Raw genomic sequence first — 18,516 nt, forward strand, 5'->3', positions numbered from 1 at the left:
GGGCAGGTGCTAATCTTGTCGGCAGGCTGCAGGACGCTGATCATTTACTTTTTTTCTTCTGCAATTAAAATGTCCATATCGTTCAATAGTTGATCAACCTGTTTCGAATCAGTTCCGTCGTAGGCACCTCTTACTCGTTTTTCTTTGTCTACGAGCACGAGATAACCCTGGTGTACATAACCACCGGGTGCTTTGCCGTCCTCGCCAACAGAAACAAGGTAATTTTGCTTAGCAAGCGTATAAACGCTGTCTTTGGTACCACGCACGAATTGCCATTGCGATCCATCAACACCTAATTTCTGTGCATATTTTTTCAAGACATGAGGAACATCATATTTGTAATCTATGGTATGAGAAAGCAGCATGACCTGGTCGTTTCCTTTATATTTTTCATATACTTTCATCAGGTTGCGGTGCATTACGGGGCAAATGGAAGGACAAGAAGTAAAAAAGAAATCAGCTACATAGATCTTACCATCGAAATTATGGTTGGAAATAAAAGTGCTGTCCTGGTTGATAAACCTGAACGCGGGAATGGTCTGGTATACGGTATCGATAATTTTATTACCGTCGACTATACGTTCGACCGGTTCGTGTGGACCATAAATTGGAAGCGTTTTAGGCTTTCCTTTACATGCGGAAAGGGCGATCGTCATGGCGACGCAAAACCATATTTTATTCATCATCGATCAACTGTTTCTTAATTATCAATTGTGTTTATAGGAGGAATATGGAGCTTTTGAAATAAGCCTTTAGCTTCAGAAATAGCATTGTTATATAAGCCGTCAAGCTTATTCAATTTATCAGCCTCTGCTTGATAATAAGCATTGGTCGCTTCCGGAGAGTTTCCTATATAATCCGCCTTGTATTGATGCATCCAATCTTCCATGGTCTCGTCAGCTTTGATTAATAATGCTTTGATCGCTTTTATCTGTTGAACAGATTTAAGACTGTCTATTTCGGGATTAATAGCAGTAGAGTGGATTAATTGTAAAGTGTCCAATTGCATTTTGATCGACATGGCTACCTCTCCCTTCTGCATTAACTCATCATGTTTAGAAAGAACGTATTGCTTCGGATCAGGCTCACTCTTTGGTCCGCTGCAAGAAAATGCCAGGCCAAGCAACACCATGGATACCAAGTAGTATGTTTTTAGTCTGTTCATTAGATATTTATATAATTTTTCATTTAACTATTATTGGAGTGGACCTTTGCTATCGGTCCACTATCGTTGCATCTAAGTTTGCTTTTATTGAGCATTAGCTTGGCAACGAAAAAGGTCCCGAAGGGAATAAAACAACTGACCAATATCTTAAAGGTGGTCTCGCTAAAACGCCATTTGAATTCTTCAGCGACCTGAACGGTATTGACCATAAACCAACAGGTCAGCGAGAGATGGAACGGCGAAATAAACCATAACATACTGGGTTGTTGCAGTAATAATTTAAGCGGAATGGCGACGCCAACCAAGAGTAAAAACGACACGCCTACGCAATAAGCGCTTATTTTCAATCGTTTTAGGGGTGATCCAAAAATCTCATCCATCAATTTACCAGGCTATAATGATCGTCAATCCACTTCGCTATGATTCATATTGATCGGGTAGTGCTCCCCAAGCCCCAAATCCTTCAAAGTTGTGCGGAATGCCCGGCGATAATCAGAAGGCGTTGTATTCAATAACCTCAGAAATGTACGACGCATAGAACTCAATGCTCCAAAACCACAGGATTCCGCAATATTTTCAAGGGTGTTGTCTGTATCTTCTAATAGCTTCCTGGCCTGTTCAATCCTTACTTTTTCGACGAACTTAGCCGGAGGCGTACCTGTTTGTTTTTGGAAAACCCTTGTAAAATTTCGTGGACTCATATTCAAATGATCAGCTATGCTTTTGACATCGAGTGCTTCGGTTAAATTATCGAGTACCCATTTCCGAAGTTTTTGACTGAGGCCCGGTCTTTCAACTGAAGGAAGTAAGCTACCGAACTGGCTTTGGTAACCCGGCCTGTATAAATGTACGACGAGTTCACGTGCTACCTGGATCGCCACATCTTTTCCAAAGTCTTCCTCTACCATAGCCAGGGCGAGATCTATACCTGAGGATACACCGCCTGACGTATATATATGGCCGTCTTTGATGTATAGAGGATTCGTGTCTACGGTCAGCTGCGGATAGCTTTGCTGAAGTATTTCGTTCAATGTCCAGTGTGTGGTCACTTTACGGTTATTGATCAATCCCGCTTTTGCCAGCGCAAAAGTGCCTGCGCAGACAGAGGCGATTCTCCTCGTATTTTTATCAGTACGTTTTGAAAGCCATTGGTAAAAAGGCTTGAACTGAATAGTTTCTGAATCTTCCGATTCATAGTTAGAAATAATTAAAGTATCTATCCGTGATCTGATATCAATAGCGCGAATATGGCATAAAATGTCAGCCCCTGCATTGGTGGCTATACATTTATCAGCTGTAGGTGCAGCTATTTGCACTTGATAGCCTACCGGTAAACCCCTGCGTCCCAGGTAAATATTTGTTGTTGTAAATACATCAGCAGGCCCCACAAAGTCCATCATCATACGACCGGACATGGCTACGATAACGACTTTTTTTTTCTGATCCGCCTGAGCATTATCCATGATCTCACTTTTCATACTTACAAAAATACACGTTGTGGGACTTGTCTCAAAGGACATAAATAGCGCATTTTAGGCCATTTTTAAAATAACGAACTAAAATGGTACTTAGAAAAATAAATCCTTGGAATTTACTTATAATCAATAGTTTAATTAGCGGTTTCGTCTATTAACAGACGACCAAACTTGACATTTTTAACTAGCTTCAGCAATGGCAGCTTTACAACAGGCAACGCATTCAATGATAAAAAACACCAAAACATAGATAACTTTGCACCGTACTAATCGGTTTGATAATGTCAAAAGCGGACGCAACAAGAATGGATATATTAAAGAAGGCATTTGACCTGATTTACAAAAATGGTTACCAGGCAACAAGTATTGATCAAATCCTGGAAACCACCTCTGTAACTAAGGGTGCATTCTATCATCATTTCAAAAGCAAAGAAGAAATGGGGATAGCTTTGATCGACGATGTCATACACAGGGAGATCTGGCCGACGATCCTGAAGTCGCTCAGAGTCTCGAAGGACTTCAGAAAAAACTTATATCAAATGCTGAAAGATCTGCTGATCGCCCATCCACTATTGAACGCCGACTATGGTTGCCCCGCCGTTAACCTGGTGCAGGAAATGGCACCGATAAATGAAAACTTCAGAAAAGCGCTGAAAAAAAACCAAACTGAATGGCGCAAACTCATCGAAGATGAGATCGCAAAAGCCAAGGCTGCAGGACAGCTAAGTGCCGAACATAACTCCGAAACTACTGCGTTGTACATTATCACGCTTTACCATGGAGTACGTGCGATGGGAAAAGTACTTGGAAAGAGTTATTACAACACCTTTTTGAAGGAATATCAAAAGTATCTGGAATCACTTAAATAAAATTTTTTTTTATAAAACATACTGTGTGGTATGCTTAGTTAAGATCTATGACCATTCAAATATCCAACCCAAAAACATACTACGTAGTATGCTTTCTATTATTCAGTGAGCATTTAACGATGCTAACCTTCGATGATTACTTTAACTGGTTATCGCTTCACCCAAACACTTTGATGAGGCCTACGATCACAACGATCTATTTAAACTAATGAAACAGAAAAATTTTACTCCTTTGATCTGGATACTGACGATGGCTATCAATGGTTTGATCGCGACCGCCTATTTTATTCCAAAGAACGATCTGCTTAATGGCTATGACCTCACTAAATTGCCCTTGTTAAATGCAGTGTTGAACGGATCAACTTTCATTGCCTTAATTGCAGCATTGGTCAGTATTAAGCGAAAACGCGTTATAGCACACCGAAGCTTTGTATTTCTCGCGTTCTCATTTACCGCGCTTTTCTTATTCTCTTATCTACTCTACCATTTTTCTATTCCGTCAACAAGGTTCGGAGGCACCGGAATGATCAAAGCTATTTACTTCTTGATACTCGTTACGCATATTTTTCTCGCAGCACTGATCGTCCCGCTGGCTTTGGTCACGATGAGCTATGCCCTGAACGGCAATTTAAACAGACACCGGAAAATAGCAGCCTGGACGATGCCGATCTGGCTGTATGTCAGCCTCACAGGTGTTATCGTTTATTTCCTCATCTCACCATATTATCCGCATTAATCCCAAGAACAACTATACAGCTCCAATTTCTTTTACACTTAATATTTAAAACTTTATGAAAAAAAATCTGATATACGGTTTGATGGCTCATGCCATCATCTTTTCTGGCTGTTCATCCGGCAGTTTGCCATCAGTACCGGCAGCCACGCCTTCCGTACCTGTTGCAACTGTAAATGCCAGTGATGAGATCATTTATTCGGAATACCCGGCAAAGATCGAGGGTTTGACGGATGTTGAGATCAGGACCCAGGTTTCCGGCATTCTTGAAAAGATCTTTGTCGATGAAGGTGCCTACGTCCAAAAAGGAACCCCGCTATTCCAGATCGATACCAGGCCATATCGTGAGGCCTATAATGATGCCGAGGGTGACTTACTTGCCACAAAGGCAACGGTAGCCAGCGCAAAACTGGAAGTCGAAAAGTTGACGCCACTTGTGCAGAACAAGGTAGTTTCATTATACCAGTTAAAAACAGCGCAGGCAGGCTATGAAGCAGCTTTGGCCAAAGAGACACAGGCCAAAGCCAAGGCCGGAAATGCAAAGATCACCTTAGGTTTCGCAACGATCACAGCGCCTGTTAGTGGCTTCATTGGTCGTTTTTCGAAGAAGACCGGCAGCTTACTTTCGCCCGCTGATACTCAGCCTTTGACCTATTTGTCGGATAATCGCGAAGTGCACGCTTATTTCTCTATTGGTGAGGCAGACTTTGTTACCTTCAAGGATGGTTTAAAAGGTGCATCGATCAATGAGAAGTTAAAAAATTCACCGCCGGTAACCATTTTGCTGGCGGGCAGGAACCCATATTCCCAATCCGGGACGTTGGACATGGTTGATGCTGCATTTGATAAAACTACCGGCGCGATAACACTTCGTGCAACTTTTCCTAATCGGGAAGGCTTGCTTCGTTCCGGAAATTCCGGCAGGATCAAACTTGGTTTGAAACAATCCGGCGTGATCGATATACCGCAATCAGCCACCTTCGAAATGCAGGACAAGACATTTGCCTTCATTGTTGATCAAAACAACAAAGCGCATCAGGTCGCCCTGACCATATCCGGCTCTACGGATAACACCTATTACATTTCCGCCGGCCTGAAGAGTGGTGACCGTGTAGTGTTAAAAGGTCTGGAAACGGTTAAAGATGGAATTCTAGTAAAACCGGAACAACCAAAAGAAAAATTGGCCAGCAACTAACTAAAATAACAAATCATGCTTAAAGTATTTATCGATAAACCGGTAATCGCCACCGTGGTTTCTATCATGTTGGTCATTCTCGGTGCAGTGGGTCTGATGGGCCTGCCTATTCAACAATTCCCTGATATCGCGCCGCCGGTGGTGCAGGTATCCGCCAATTATCCCGGGGCCAACGCTGAAACCATGGTCCGGGCAGTAGCGCCGCCGTTGGAAGAAGCGATTAATGGCGTTGAAAATATGAGTTATATGAGTTCCACTTCCAGCAACGATGGAACGCTGACCATATCTGTTTACTTCAAGTTAGGTACCGATCCGGACCAGGCAGCGGTGAATGTGCAGAACCGGGTATCATCCGCGACCGGGCTGCTACCGCCTGAAGTCGTTCAGGCAGGTATTACTACCCAAAAGGTGCAGAACTCGCTGATCATGGCCATCAACCTGATGAGTGAGAATCCGAAGCTATATGATGCCACTTACTTGACCAATTATTCACAGATCAACATCATCCCTGAGCTGAAACGTATCCAGGGTGTCGGTCAAGTGATCTTCTTTGGTGCCAACAGGGATTATTCCATGCGTATCTGGCTGAACCCAGCACAAATGGCTGCCTACAATATTACACCGACAGAGGTAATGACAGCTGTACGGAGCAAAAACCAAGAAGCGGCTCCGGGCAGATTCGGGGAATCCAGCAACCGTTCATTTGAATACGTGCTTAAATATTCCGGAAAATATACTAAACCTGAAGATTATGGCAACATGATCATCAGGGCGAACTCAGATGGCAGTATGCTGAAGCTGAAAGATGTTGCCAAAGTCGAGTTGGGTAGCTATACCTATAATTCATTGAACACGGTGAACGACAAGCAAAGTGTGTTGTTCCAGGTGATCCAGTTGCCCGGTACCAATTCAAGGGACATTCAGACGAAGGTTGGTGAATTCATGAAGAAAGCTGAAAAAGATTTCCCGAAGGGAATCAAACAGCAGATCCTTTACAATACGAAAGACATGCTGGATCAATCCATTGAACAGGTAGAACATACCTTACTGGAAGCCTTCATCCTTGTGTTTATCGTGGTTTACATCTTCTTACAGGATTTCAGGTCGACTCTTATCCCTGCTATCGCTGTTCCGGTAGCAATTATCGGAACGTTCTTTTTCATGTCTGCCTTCGGGTTCTCCATCAACTTACTCACCTTGTTTGCGCTTGTACTGGCGATTGGTATCGTAGTGGATGACGCCATTGTCGTGGTGGAGGCTGTACACTCCAAATTAGAACACCGTGACATCACCCCGAAAAAAGCAACCATGACTGCTATGCATGAGATCACCGGAGCGATCATTTCCATCACACTTGTAATGGCTGCGGTATTCCTGCCTGTTGGCTTTATGAAAGGTTCCGCAGGTGTGTTTTACAGGCAGTTCGCCTTTACGTTGGCAATAGCTATTGTGATATCCGCATTAAACGCGCTAACACTCAGTCCGGCCTTGTGCGCTTTGTTGTTGAAGGATGTGAATCATGATCATCGCGGGCAACCGAAAAATTTCAAACAGCGATTCTTTCATGCTTTCAATAAGGGATTTGAAAATATTACGGGCAGATATGTTGGAGCCGTAAAAGGAATGATCAAATTCAAGTGGATCAGTCTGGGCGGCTTAGCGTTGGTTGTGGTTGTCACTGCCTGGCTAATCAGAAGAACACCGACAGGTTTTATCCCATCTGAAGATCTTGGTTTCATTGCCATATCGGTCAATCTTCCTCCCGGTTCTTCTATGAACAGGACTCAGGCCATTCTGGATGAAGCAGCGAATAAGGTACGGGATATGAAAGCTAAGTTTGCATTCAATGAAGTTGCAGGCTTTAACGTATTGACCAGTTCCACCAGCCCCTCTTCAGGCGTAGCATTTTTCAGGATGAAAAAGGACGGCGAACGCGGAGAAATGAATAGTGTCACGGATAATATAGCCGAACTGCAGAAAAGGTTGAATACGATTAAAGGCGCTCAGTGTTTTGTCTTCTCATTTCCAACCGTTCCGGGCTTTAGCAACGTTGACGCCCTTGACCTCGTTCTGGAAGATAAGGCAGGTGGCAAGCTGGATAAGTTTGGTGGCCTGGCGAACCGTTTTATTGCCGAATTAATGAAACGTAAAGAAATTGCAGTCGCCTTTACCACCTTTCGCGCAGATTATCCGCAGTACGAAATGGTGCTTGACCATGAGAAAATCGAGCAATTGGGCGTAGATGAAAAGGATGTATTAAGTACAATGCAGTCTTACTTCGGCAGCGCACAGGTGTCAGATTTCAACCGATTCGGAAAGTATTACAGGGTGATGGTTCAGGCTGAAAAAGAAGAACGGGCCGATCCCGCATCGCTCGATGAGGTATATGTCAAGAGCAAAGCCGGTAGCATGGTTCCGGTAAAGACGATCCTCAGCTTGAAAAGAGTATTCGGACCGGAAGTGATCACACGTTATAACCTGTTCAACTCTATTGGCGTCAATGCCGTACCCAAGCCGGGTTACAGTACCGGTAATGCGATACAGGCGGTACGTGAGGTCGCAGCCGAGGTTTTGCCAACAGGTTATTCTTATGAGTTTTCCGGCATGACCAGGGAAGAAATTTCTTCCGGCGGCCAATCGGTGATCATCTTTGTGCTATCACTATTATTCGTTTATTTCCTGTTATGTGCGCAATATAACAGCTACATCCTTCCATTGGCCGTTGTGTTGTCTGTGCCAACCGGAATCATAGGTGTATTTATGGCTATTGGAATGGCCGGAATCGATAACAATATTTACATTCAGGTTGCACTGATCATGCTCATCGGCTTGCTGGCTAAAAACGCGATCCTGATCGTTGAATTCGCTGTACAGCGCAGGCATGCCGGGCACACCTTGGTGGAATCAGCGCTGGAAGCAGCCAAATTGCGTATCCGTCCGATCATCATGACCTCTGTTGCTTTTGTTGCCGGTATCACACCAATGATGCGCGCTACAGGTCCTTCAGCCATGGGTAACCATTCGATCAGTATCGGAGCGGCCGGCGGCATGCTTGGCGGCGTGATCCTTGGATTATTTATTATTCCGGTATTGTTCGTTGTCTTTCAGGCACTTCATGAGAGGATCTCCGGAAAAAAAGAAATTATTGAAGAGCAAAAGGCATTGGAGTACAAACCCGAGCCTGTGCTTTAATTATTAATCACTGAGCAATGAACAATAGTAAAATAATATATCTGATACCTTTTTTAATTGCCTTTGCTGGCGCGTGCAAGGTATCAAAGGACGTTAAAACCCCGCAACCCGAGCTTCCGGCGGCATTTAGAAATGCACCCGCATCAGATAGCGCTAGTATAGCAAGAATGCCCTGGAAATCGTTTTTTCAAGATCAATTCTTGCAGCAACTGATAGACAGTACGCTATCACGAAACTATGATATGCAGATCGCGATGAAGAATCTGGAACAGTCACGATTGGTTCTGAAGCAATCTAAATGGAATAATGTTCCGCAAATTGGGCTGAATGTAACAGCAAATACGACCAATCCCTCAAATAACAGTTTGAACGGATTGACACTCGGACAGTTCCTTGGTACTAACCACCTGGAAGATTATTCGGCAAACTTAAGTTTGAGTTGGGAGGCGGACATCTGGGGTAAGATCAGAAATACTAACAGGATCGCGCTTGTCAGTTATCTGCAAACACAGGAAGCGCAGAAGACATTGCAAACGGCTTTGATCGCATCCGTATCTCAGGGATATTTCAACCTGCTGATGCTAGACGCACAGCTGAGTATTGCCAGGAGAAATTTAAGTTTGAACGACAGTACGCTTAACATCGTAAAGCTCCAATATGACGCCGGGCAAGTCAGTTTACTTGGCGTTCAGCAGGCGGAAGCACAACGCCAGGTTTCAGCGGAATTGGTGCCTCAACTGGAGCAGGCCATAGCTATTCAGGAGAACGCCTTGAATATGCTTGCAGGGCATTTGCCGGCTAGGATCCAGAGAAATTCGCTACTTGACGAGGTGAGCCTCCCGGCTATGCTTTCTGCAGGTATTCCCTCAGAAATGGTCAGCCGCAGACCTGATGTAAAAAGCAGGGAGCTTGATCTGACCATTGCAAATTCGCGTGTAGGTATCTCCAAAGCGCAAATGTATCCTGCATTACGCATAACTGCTTCGGGCGGCGTCAATGCGATCAGGGCCAGTGACTGGTTCAATATACCAGGATCATTATTTGGCATTGTCGGCGGCAGTGTATTACAGCCACTTCTTCAGCGTAAAGAGTTGAGTACGCAATATCAGATCGCCAAGGTCGAGCGTGAGAAAACAGTATTATTTTTCAGGCAGACCGTGTTAAAAGCGGTTGGCGAGGTTTCTGACGCTCTGATTAGTATTGAGAAGCTAAAGAACAGGGAAGCAGTGGCAGTTGCTCGGGTTAAAACGCTCCAGCAAGCCACCGCTAATGCCAATGCATTATTTAAGAACGGCATGGCGAATTACCTCGAAGTGATCACCGCGCAAAGTAATGCCTTACAAAGTGAACTGGAATTAGCGACTGTCAAACGACAGGAATTGAATGCCATTTCGGACCTATATCGCAGCTTAGGAGGCGGGGCCAATTAATGAGCATTACGATGGACAAATTATTATTATACATTGATCAGGCTTGGTGGAAAATCACCGGGGTAATTTTGGTTTTTTCCACTTTATTTACAGGTTTGTTGTTACCTGTGCCCGCACTGCCCATCCTGCATGAGACCATCAGGAATCTATATTTTCATGTCCCCATGTGGATGGCAATGCTGGTCGTTTTTAAGATTTCAATATATGGGAGCTTAATGTATTTGCGTACAGGTGACCAGCGATATGATCTCTTGTCACTTGAATGCGTTAAGGTGGGACTTTTCTTTTATATACTGGGCCTGTTGTCCGGCATGCTTTGGGCTAAATATACCTGGGGGGCATATTGGAGTAATGACCCAAAACAAAACAGCGCTGCTATTGGAGCACTGCTGTATTCAGCTTACCTGGTACTTCGCAATTCTATTGAGGAAGAACAAAAGCGCGGCAGAATAGCGGCCATTTACAACATCTTTGCTTTTCCTATTATGATTGTACTCTTGTTTGTGTTGCCGCGCATGACAGATTCCCTTCATCCAGGTAATGGAGGTAATCCGGCCTTTGGAAAATACGATCTGGACAATGGCATGAAGCTGGCCTTTTATCCCGCTATGCTTGGCTGGTCGCTTATTGGGGTTTGGATCGCTACAATCCGTTTTCGTATCCAAATGATTGATTACTATCAGAACACAATTAATTAAATTTAATAACAGCCAGCTGCAATCGAAAAGCAGCTGGCTTATCCGTTCAACATGAAAAAATTATTAATAGCTGCAATACTTTTTTTGCAAACTGCTAATCTCTTTGCTCAATCAGGTTCAGGAATTGAAATGGCCGACTCACTTAGAAGCTCCGGAAAAATCTACGTGGTGGTTGCGACCATTGCGATCACATTCGTGGGCCTGGCAATTTATCTGTTTTCCATTGACCGGAAATTAAAGCGATTAGAAAAGGACCATCATTAATTAACCGACGCACCAGATTGTTCCCTACTTTTGCGGCTTCAATAATTTCTTCGCTTTGAAAAAGAATCAGACGGGCTTTTGGTTTGTGGTCATCACGACCAGTCTTGCATTTGTAGTATCTCAACTGGATGTTTCTATTGTAAATGTGGCTGTTCCGCAAATCGGGAAATCATTTTCTGCGAATATCAGTACTTTGCAATGGATCGTTGATGCCTACACCATTGCTTTTGCCGTATTAATGTTATCAGCAGGGGGCATGAGTGATCTGCTGGGGTCCAGGCGCCTTTTTCAGATCGGCATACTAATCTTTGGGATAGCGTCGGTAGGTTGCGGACTTGCATGTAACGCGCGCTCATTGATCGGGTTCCGGGCTTTGCAAGGAATCGGTTCCGCAACCATGATTCCAAGTTCGTTATCTATTCTCAGCAACAATTTCTCAAACGAACCAAAGCTAAAAGCGCGCGCTATCGCTTACTGGACTGCCGGAGGGGCGATATCTATAGCAGCCGGACCTGTTGTTGGCGGATTACTCGTCAATATGAGTAGCTGGCGGATAATCTTTCTGGTAAATATACCGATATGTTTGGCCGGCTTCTTTTTAAGCATTTATCTCACTGATAGTGTAAAAAGTAAAAGCAAGGGCTTTGATATACCCGGGCAATTGATCTGGATGCTCGCGCTCACCGTTTTTATTGCTGCAATGATCGAATGGCATACGCTGGGTCCAACATCACCGATCATATATGGCGGCATCTCTTTCAGTATCCTGATGTTGATAATGTTTATTTGGCGTGAACGGGTAGCGAAGGCACCAATTCTTCCGCTTGACCTGTTCAATTCCAGGAATTTCAATGTATTTATTGGCTTGGGAATGTCCCTCAACTGGATATATTATGGTCTGGTCTTTGTTCTTAGCCTCTACCTGCAGCAGGTCTTGCATTATACTGCGTTTCAGACCGGCCTTGCTTTTTTACCATTAACCGGTGGGTTTCTAATCTCAAACCTGATGAGCGGCTACCTGATGGATCGCTATGGAATACGTGTGCCGATCCTTATCGGATCTGTAGTTTTCGCTGCGGGTTGCATCTGCCTGTTAGCAGCAAAAACAGAAACACCATACTGGCATCTGTTATTCCCTTTCTTTGGCCTGCCATTCGGAATGGGCGTGGCTGTTCCGGCAATGACCACAGGTACACTCGCGACGGTAACCGCAGGTAGATCCGGTATTGCATCGGCAGTTCTTAATACTACCCGACAAGCAGCAGGCGCTGTAGACGTGGCTGTGTTTGGTACTATGGCCAGTGGCGGAACCAATCAAATCGTTTCAGCCATCACGGTAATCGCAATCATAGCGGCGGTCTATATGCTTTTTTATGCTTTGTTGATCTATAAGACACTTCAAGAACTTAATCACTATAAATAATAAGTGCTGCACGACGCAAAATCAATGACAGCATTTCTTAACAAATGGTAATGGCAGTTCAATTTCCAAACTTGACTTTTGCTCAAAACAATGGTTATGAAAAAAGAGAAAGTTTTGCTTACCGGTGTTACCGGATTTTTAGGAGCTCATACGGCCATTACACTGCTAAATGCAGGGTATGAAGTTATCGGTACCCTACGCTCCGAGGGTCGTAAAGCTGCGATATTGCAAGTCATCAAAGAACATACGGCAAATATTGACAGGCTAAGTTTTGCAGTGGCAGACCTAAGCGATAAAGATATCTGGTATGAACTTACCCAGGGTGTTGATTTCATTCAGCATGTGGCATCACCTTTTCCGTCAACTTTACCTAAAAACGAGAACGAACTGATCAGGCCTGCTAAAGACGGAACGCTAAATATTTTAAGAGCTGCGGCACGGAACAACGTTAAGCGGGTGATCCTGACCTCCGGACTGTGTTCAATCGCCTATGGTATTGATGAATGGAATGATAATAAAGTCTTCAACGAAAACGACTGGACGAATATTAACACCGACAAAGATATAACACCGTATTATAAGAGTAAGACCATCGCTGAAAAAGCGGCCTGGGATTATATGAAAAGTAATTTAACAGACCTTGAACTGGTGACCGTGTGCCCAGGCGCTATTTTAGGACCTGTTCTGGAAGAAGATTACGGAAATTCTGCCAATATGATCATCGCCTTGCTTAACGGCAGCTACCCGGCCATACCCAAAATAGGGTTTGATCTGGTTGACGTACGCTCAGTGGCTGATTTGCTGGCTAAAGCAATGGAAAGTCCACAGGCAGCCGGAAATCGTTACATCGCCGCTTCGGAATACTTAAAGTTCAAAGAGATCGCTGTTATATTGAAAGAATGCTATCCTGATAGAAAGATTCCGAGCGCCGAATTTCCTAACTTTATAACGAAGCTGATAGCAAATTTTCGCCCCGAGCTAAAACCAGTATTATTAGAGATGAAAAGAAGAAAAACGGACCTGACAAAAGCAAGAAAGGAACTTGGTTGGCAGCCGATCCCAGCTAAAGATGCTGTGATCGCATGTGCAGAAAGCGTCCTACAACTAAAAATCGTTAAATAATGGAAATGTTAAAATCTGCTTTGGCTTTCGGAGGGATTCTCGCTGATGAGGACATTCAGGTTCTCACCGCTGATTTTAAGCACCGTAAGGTCAAAGCAGGTGAATACCTACAGGAATTACACGAAGTCGCAACTGAGATAATTTTTGTGAATTCCGGTGTCTTAAGACTTTTAGGTATTGATGGCAATGGTGACGACGTAACCAAGCACTTTATCCGTCCTAATCAATTTTTTGCCAATCTTGAAAGTTATTATACTAAACAGCCGGCTTCAGAAGCGATCCAGGCTGTAGTAGATGGGGACGTTTTTACAATTGCATTTTCCGCATTTGAAAAACATTTAAAGTTGATCCCCAACTTGTACATCCAATTTAAAACCATCAGCGAATCAACATTACTGCAAAAAATCAAGGATAATGACTTTTTGAACTTCGGCGATGCAAAGACAAAGTATTTTGAGTTGCTGCGACGTTATCCTATAATTGTCCAGCAAGTTCCGCAACACTATATTGCTTCATATCTCAAAATCACACCCCAGTCATTAAGCCGGATCAGAAAAAGTTTAAATTCTGGTACTACACTCGATAGCTAACAGCATATAAGATAGCCAATTGATATGTCCAGATTCAACTCAAATTCGTTATCATACTGCGAAACGAGTTATAGCTAAAGTTGTATGCCGTATGCTTTTCAATGAACACCAGCTTCAAGGATTATAAATTTATTTTCCAGGCAATTGATCTCAGCCATTACACCGTAAGGAATTATAAATACAGGATCAGTATGTCCAAAACTCATATTAGATAAGATTGGGAGGTCATTACAGTTAAATTCATCACTGACGATCTCTAACAACGCTTTTTCATACTGCCTACACTCCTGCTCAGATCGTTGTCCACCTGGCCTCCCGAAAATGATGCCATTTACCAATTCAAATATACCCTGGTATCCAAGATTTCTTAAGATATACTTAAAGGTGCTTTGCGATAATTCGCTTTCGGATATTTCGATGAATAAAATAGCTCCTTTCCAACTTTCCGGGTTCGGCCAAAGGTCGGTCCCCAATAACATGGTAAAGACCTGAATACAGCCTCCGAGCAGATGTCCATTAACGGTTTTGGTTCCTTGTATTACCTGTTTTCCAGCATTGGGCAGTAAATTTCTTTTGATCATTTGATTCTCAGGATTGAACCAATCTAAATATTCTGCTGTCCAAAATTCAGGATCAATAATTTCTCCAGGCGGCACGGCTGAGAAGAGCGTTTGACGGAATTGCGTGGCAAAGTAAGGTATGAGACCTTGGTTTTCAGCAAAGTTCGCAAGAATACTCGGGCCGTAGAAAGATGTCAACCCTGCTTTAAAACAAAGTAAGTGCGAAACCGTACTATCTGAATACCCAATATAAGCTTTCGGATTATTGCTGATTATATCAATATCAACATATTTAGCCATTCGAATCGAATCGTCCCCACCAATAGCCGATATGATTCCGTCTATAGTTGGATCAGCGAAAGCATCCATTAAGTCTTCAGCCCGGGCCTGTGGATTACGCTTTGTCCACTCCGGATCTTTTAGGGTATGCTTCATCTCAACCAGCTCAATATCGAACTCATCCTGTAATTGCTTTTTCCCGATATTGTAGCGATACGGCAACAATCCGGCAAGTCCTGCTGAAGAACTTAAGGCCGCAATCCGATCACCCTTTTTAAGGCGTTTTGGTTTTAACATATTCGCCCAAATTTAGCGAATCAATTTTTGATTAATGTCTTGCTAAGAATGATCAATTAATACATAATGATGCCAAAGTTCAAGGTTTATAAGTTTTACCAATATATAGACTTGATCATTCGCTCGGTACCCAAAAGCAGGTATACAGTTTTTGATCAAGGTCCGTGATATTCGTGTAAAGAGTAATAAAAGCTCCCACAGTGACAGAACATCTATATTATAATAAAAGAATTTAAAACCGATAAAATTCTTTACAACCGACTTAACAATTAGAGTAAACTTGCTGTCTACGTCATTCGTAGAGTAAGGTTTTTTTATAAATGTAATTTATTGATAATAAGTTTATGTGAATGATAGTTCTGAACTCTCCCTCTCCTCTCCTAACCTAGGTGTATTTCAAAAATAATGGTTCGAGCCCAGCGTCGGGAGACCGGCTCGGCTTTAGCCGAAGCAGGGTTGATGATAAAGTGGATGTGTTTCAGTTTCATAACCCAACAACACCCCGCTGCCGCTTAAGTTTAGCTTTTTTATTTGGGCAATCCATATCCACCCGAACTTTGGTATCGCAGGCGCACTGGCTGGCGGTGGCAGCACCCTACATGGAGATAAAATTCGAAATTTCAATTTGCCAGATAATAATTCTAATTTCAGCGGATCAAACCTTTGTCCAAAGAATGAAAGAAGATAAATTAAATGGCATTAAACCTTTAACTGTCGTTCTTTTATGCCTATCTATTTTCGGCATTTGGTTTCTCTGGACCAAATGGGTACGGAACAAAAAAGCCAGACAAAAACTGCAAACATTATTACCTGAGATCAGAGACGCGGCTAAAGACTTTGAGCAGCTTATCAACTATGATTATTATTTCTCGAACTTCCGGGAACAGCAATTTACGCAAGCCCGATCTTCATTGCTCAAATCCATCCCCGGCTATTATGGCGAAGTCGGCTTAGATACGGCGGATATAGAACTCCTCAGCAAATTGCTGAACAGCTATCAGCATATCAAAAGCGAGAGGGCTGTTTATAATGACCGCTTTGTAGAACTTGAAGCAGCGAAATATGCAAATCTGTTTAATTCGCTCGAATCCTATCCTTTGTCCAGGGATCAGGTCGAAGCGATCATACGCGATGAAGATAATAACCTGGTCATTGCCGGGGCAGGTACAGGTAAAACCACGACGATCAGTGCCAAGGTAGCCTATCTTTTGGAAAAGGGGCTCGCCAAACCACAAGATCTGCTCATCATTTCTTTTACCACTAATGCGGTTGATGAAATGCGTGAGCGTTGCCTGAAGTTTTGCCGAAACATGCCTGATGCCGATAAGCTGGATGTCAGGACCTTTAACAGCTTTGGGTATTTTGTGACCCGTTTCTGTTCGGCTAAGGAAGTACTGCTGGCCTTTGATGGTAAAGATGATAAAGCAAAAATTTTCCTTCAGGAGAGGTTTAGTTACCTTTTTAAGAATGATGCGGACTTTCAAAAAAAAGCGATCAACTTCATCGCCTTTTTTAGCCGTCCGGAGCGTGATGAATTTGAGTACGAAACACGCAACGAATACCTCAAACATGAACAGAGCTATAAAAATGTATCCTTAGATGGAACCCAGGTCAACAGCAAGGAAGAATTACAGATCGCGAACTTTCTTTGTCTGTTTAAGATAGACTATGAATATGAGCGCCACTACCCTTTACAGCCTGAAGACCGTAACGCCAGCTTCGCGGCTTATACACCCGACTTTTACTTCCCAAAATATAAGATTTGGCATGAACATTATGGGATAGACCGGGAGGGCAACGTCCCCTCTTTTTTCAAAGCAAAACACCCTTTTCGCACAGCGAAGGAAACTTATCACGCCGGTATGCTTTGGAAAGAAGATATCCATAAAAAGTATGGAACAACATTAATTAAAACTTATTCCTACGAAAATAAGGAAAATTCACTGCTGCAAAACTTAAAGACGCGGCTCGAAACTTTGGGTGTAGAATTCAATAAACGTACACCCGAGGAACTTTATGACCTGATCCAGTTATCCCCGGAATATGAAGACTTTATTGCTTTGGTACATAGCTTTCTGGGTTTGTTAAAGTCAAACGGCAAGCAACCGGCGGATATAATCATCCCTAAAGCTGATAAGCGGTTAAAAACATTTATGGATGTTTTTGCGCCACTGTTTCGTGAATATGAACGCAAGCTTCACGATGGTCATTCGATAGATTATAATGATATGATCAACCTGGCGAGCAGCTATATCAGTGCAGGTGACTATACAAGGTCTTATAAATATATCCTCGTCGATGAGTTTCAGGATATGTCGCTCGGGCGTTATGAATTGCTGAAAAGCCTGCGCAAGCAGAATCCGGCGGCGAAGCTATACGCTGTTGGCGATGATTGGCAGTCGATTTTTCGGTTTTCCGGCAGCGATATTTCAATCATCACGCAATTTGAGGAACATTTTGGCTACACCAGTCAATCTGCTATCCTGACCACTTACCGTTTTAACAACGAAATTTTAAAGACGACCAGCGACTTTATTCAAAAGAATCCGGGCCAGATAAAAAAGCAATTGACTGCGCTCAGTGTCGCCCAACAACCCTCCTTTTTATTTCATGGACTGGAACTAAGCGGCCACACGCTACAACAGAAGCAAGCTATTAAACTTAAGTGTATAGAACATTTGTTGGAAAACATCAGCGCAACTAAAAGCGATGCCGTAGTATTTCTGATTGGACGCTATAAACATAACAAACCACCGGGCTTCCAGGATTTACAAGCTGAATTTACGGAGCTCAGCTTATCTTATTTCACAGCGCATAGCGTCAAGGGCTTGACTGCTGACTTTGCAATATTGCTTGATCTTGATTCAGGTGTTTTTGGTTTTCCTTCCGAAATAGCGGATGACCCTATCCTTAATTCGGTGTTGCACGAAGGAGATAAATTTGATAATGCGGAAGAGCGGCGCTTATTCTATGTAGCGACGACCCGGGCACGCCACCAGAATTTCATGTTATACGATTTGCATAATCCAAGCAAGTTTGTGCTGGAATTACAGGGCATAGGTTCAGCTCAATCCGTGGTGGAAAAAAAGAGTTGCCCTGAATGCGGTGGTATCCTGGTGCAGCGAACAGGTTCTTATGGGGCTTTTTATGGTTGCGTTCATTACCCGCGGTGTGACGGTAAAGTGAAAGTGGATGCTATGGCTTAAGCCTGGAGAAATGCGTTT

The 18,516-nt window shown here is 43.3% G+C and carries 16 protein-coding genes; 11 read left to right on the top strand and 5 right to left on the bottom strand.

Features of this window, described 5'->3' with window-relative positions; translation table 11 throughout:
- Nucleotides 1–44: 44 nt before the first annotated feature.
- From G7092_RS06545 to G7092_RS06560, 4 genes are read right to left on the bottom strand one after another with little or no spacing between them, the layout of a single operon-like run.
- Nucleotides 45–683 carry an SCO family protein gene (locus G7092_RS06545; RefSeq protein ID WP_166090921.1) on the bottom strand — a complete coding sequence of 213 codons (639 nt, stop codon included), beginning with the start codon at nt 681–683 and terminating at the stop codon, nt 45–47.
- A 17-nt stretch (nt 684–700) separates the two neighbouring features.
- A complete protein-coding gene (locus G7092_RS06550) occupies nt 701–1,165 on the bottom strand; it encodes a hypothetical protein (protein WP_166087398.1) in 465 nt (154 codons plus the stop codon).
- A gap of 23 nt (nt 1,166–1,188) precedes the next feature.
- On the bottom strand, nt 1,189–1,545 hold the full coding sequence (locus G7092_RS30960) for a DUF3817 domain-containing protein (RefSeq protein ID WP_166087400.1): 357 nt from the start codon (nt 1,543–1,545) through the stop codon (nt 1,189–1,191).
- A 24-nt stretch (nt 1,546–1,569) separates the two neighbouring features.
- Entirely contained in the window at nt 1,570–2,643 is a 1,074-nt protein-coding gene (locus G7092_RS06560) for a GlxA family transcriptional regulator (RefSeq protein ID WP_202985228.1), read from the bottom strand.
- 278 nt (nt 2,644–2,921) lie between these two features.
- Here G7092_RS06560 and G7092_RS06565 point away from each other — a divergent pair, with 278 nt between their 5' ends.
- The 10 genes from G7092_RS06565 (at nt 2,922) to G7092_RS06610 (ending at nt 14,156) form a co-directional block, all read left to right on the top strand.
- Nucleotides 2,922–3,509: a TetR/AcrR family transcriptional regulator gene (locus G7092_RS06565; protein ID WP_166087404.1), complete on the top strand. Its 588-nt coding sequence runs from the start codon at nt 2,922–2,924 to the stop codon at nt 3,507–3,509.
- Nucleotides 3,510–3,717: 208 nt separating this feature from the next.
- Entirely contained in the window at nt 3,718–4,245 is a 528-nt protein-coding gene (locus tag G7092_RS06570; protein WP_166087406.1) for a DUF420 domain-containing protein, read from the top strand.
- A gap of 55 nt (nt 4,246–4,300) precedes the next feature.
- Nucleotides 4,301–5,437 (top strand): efflux RND transporter periplasmic adaptor subunit, encoded by a 1,137-nt coding sequence (locus tag G7092_RS06575; protein WP_166087409.1) that lies wholly within the window; start codon nt 4,301–4,303, stop codon nt 5,435–5,437.
- 15 nt (nt 5,438–5,452) lie between these two features.
- Nucleotides 5,453–8,629, top strand: coding sequence for an efflux RND transporter permease subunit (locus G7092_RS06580; protein ID WP_166087411.1), 3,177 nt, complete (start codon nt 5,453–5,455; stop codon nt 8,627–8,629).
- A 17-nt stretch (nt 8,630–8,646) separates the two neighbouring features.
- The gene (locus G7092_RS06585) at nt 8,647–10,059 is read left to right on the top strand and encodes an efflux transporter outer membrane subunit (protein ID WP_166087413.1); all 1,413 of its coding nucleotides are present in this window, start codon (nt 8,647–8,649) and stop codon (nt 10,057–10,059) included.
- Between the two features lie 11 nt (nt 10,060–10,070).
- Entirely contained in the window at nt 10,071–10,757 is a 687-nt protein-coding gene (gene ccsA / locus G7092_RS06590) for a cytochrome c biogenesis protein CcsA (RefSeq protein WP_202985229.1), read from the top strand.
- A gap of 51 nt (nt 10,758–10,808) precedes the next feature.
- Nucleotides 10,809–11,021 carry a CcmD family protein gene (locus G7092_RS06595; RefSeq protein WP_166087414.1) on the top strand — a complete coding sequence of 71 codons (213 nt, stop codon included), beginning with the start codon at nt 10,809–10,811 and terminating at the stop codon, nt 11,019–11,021.
- Nucleotides 11,022–11,076: 55 nt separating this feature from the next.
- On the top strand, nt 11,077–12,444 hold the full coding sequence (locus G7092_RS06600) for an MFS transporter (RefSeq protein WP_166087416.1): 1,368 nt from the start codon (nt 11,077–11,079) through the stop codon (nt 12,442–12,444).
- A gap of 96 nt (nt 12,445–12,540) precedes the next feature.
- Nucleotides 12,541–13,566: an SDR family oxidoreductase gene (locus G7092_RS06605; protein WP_166087418.1), complete on the top strand. Its 1,026-nt coding sequence runs from the start codon at nt 12,541–12,543 to the stop codon at nt 13,564–13,566.
- Complete coding sequence (locus G7092_RS06610; protein ID WP_166087421.1) at nt 13,566–14,156, top strand: Crp/Fnr family transcriptional regulator; 591 nt, start codon at nt 13,566–13,568, stop codon at nt 14,154–14,156. The genes G7092_RS06605 and G7092_RS06610 overlap by 1 nt, the downstream gene beginning before the upstream one ends.
- 98 nt (nt 14,157–14,254) lie before the next feature.
- Here the strand turns inward: G7092_RS06610 and G7092_RS06615 are convergent, their stop codons facing one another.
- Nucleotides 14,255–15,292, bottom strand: coding sequence for a S66 family peptidase (locus G7092_RS06615; RefSeq protein ID WP_166087424.1), 1,038 nt, complete (start codon nt 15,290–15,292; stop codon nt 14,255–14,257).
- Between the two features lie 674 nt (nt 15,293–15,966).
- Here G7092_RS06615 and G7092_RS06620 point away from each other — a divergent pair.
- Nucleotides 15,967–18,498: a UvrD-helicase domain-containing protein gene (locus tag G7092_RS06620; RefSeq protein ID WP_166087427.1), complete on the top strand. Its 2,532-nt coding sequence runs from the start codon at nt 15,967–15,969 to the stop codon at nt 18,496–18,498.
- Nucleotides 18,499–18,516: the final 18 nt, after the last annotated feature.

Origin of the sequence: Mucilaginibacter inviolabilis, from assembly GCF_011089895.1 — a bacterium.
Taxonomy (GTDB): domain Bacteria; phylum Bacteroidota; class Bacteroidia; order Sphingobacteriales; family Sphingobacteriaceae; genus Mucilaginibacter; species Mucilaginibacter inviolabilis.

Coding starts and splice junctions, on each gene's coding strand:
- G7092_RS06615 (WP_166087424.1), bottom strand. CDS start 15,292: ATGTTAAAACCAAAACGCCTTAAAAAGGGTGATCGGATTGCGGCCTTA.
- G7092_RS06595 (WP_166087414.1), top strand. CDS start 10,809: ATGAAAAAATTATTAATAGCTGCAATACTTTTTTTGCAAACTGCTAAT.
- G7092_RS06570 (WP_166087406.1), top strand. CDS start 3,718: ATGAAACAGAAAAATTTTACTCCTTTGATCTGGATACTGACGATGGCT.
- G7092_RS06580 (WP_166087411.1), top strand. CDS start 5,453: ATGCTTAAAGTATTTATCGATAAACCGGTAATCGCCACCGTGGTTTCT.
- ccsA (WP_202985229.1), top strand. CDS start 10,071: ATGGACAAATTATTATTATACATTGATCAGGCTTGGTGGAAAATCACC.
- G7092_RS06605 (WP_166087418.1), top strand. CDS start 12,541: ATGAAAAAAGAGAAAGTTTTGCTTACCGGTGTTACCGGATTTTTAGGA.
- G7092_RS06585 (WP_166087413.1), top strand. CDS start 8,647: ATGAACAATAGTAAAATAATATATCTGATACCTTTTTTAATTGCCTTT.
- G7092_RS06575 (WP_166087409.1), top strand. CDS start 4,301: ATGAAAAAAAATCTGATATACGGTTTGATGGCTCATGCCATCATCTTT.
- G7092_RS06550 (WP_166087398.1), bottom strand. CDS start 1,165: ATGAACAGACTAAAAACATACTACTTGGTATCCATGGTGTTGCTTGGC.
- G7092_RS06610 (WP_166087421.1), top strand. CDS start 13,566: ATGGAAATGTTAAAATCTGCTTTGGCTTTCGGAGGGATTCTCGCTGAT.
- G7092_RS06565 (WP_166087404.1), top strand. CDS start 2,922: ATGTCAAAAGCGGACGCAACAAGAATGGATATATTAAAGAAGGCATTT.
- G7092_RS06560 (WP_202985228.1), bottom strand. CDS start 2,643: ATGAAAAGTGAGATCATGGATAATGCTCAGGCGGATCAGAAAAAAAAA.
- G7092_RS30960 (WP_166087400.1), bottom strand. CDS start 1,545: ATGGATGAGATTTTTGGATCACCCCTAAAACGATTGAAAATAAGCGCT.
- G7092_RS06620 (WP_166087427.1), top strand. CDS start 15,967: ATGAAAGAAGATAAATTAAATGGCATTAAACCTTTAACTGTCGTTCTT.
- G7092_RS06545 (WP_166090921.1), bottom strand. CDS start 683: ATGAATAAAATATGGTTTTGCGTCGCCATGACGATCGCCCTTTCCGCA.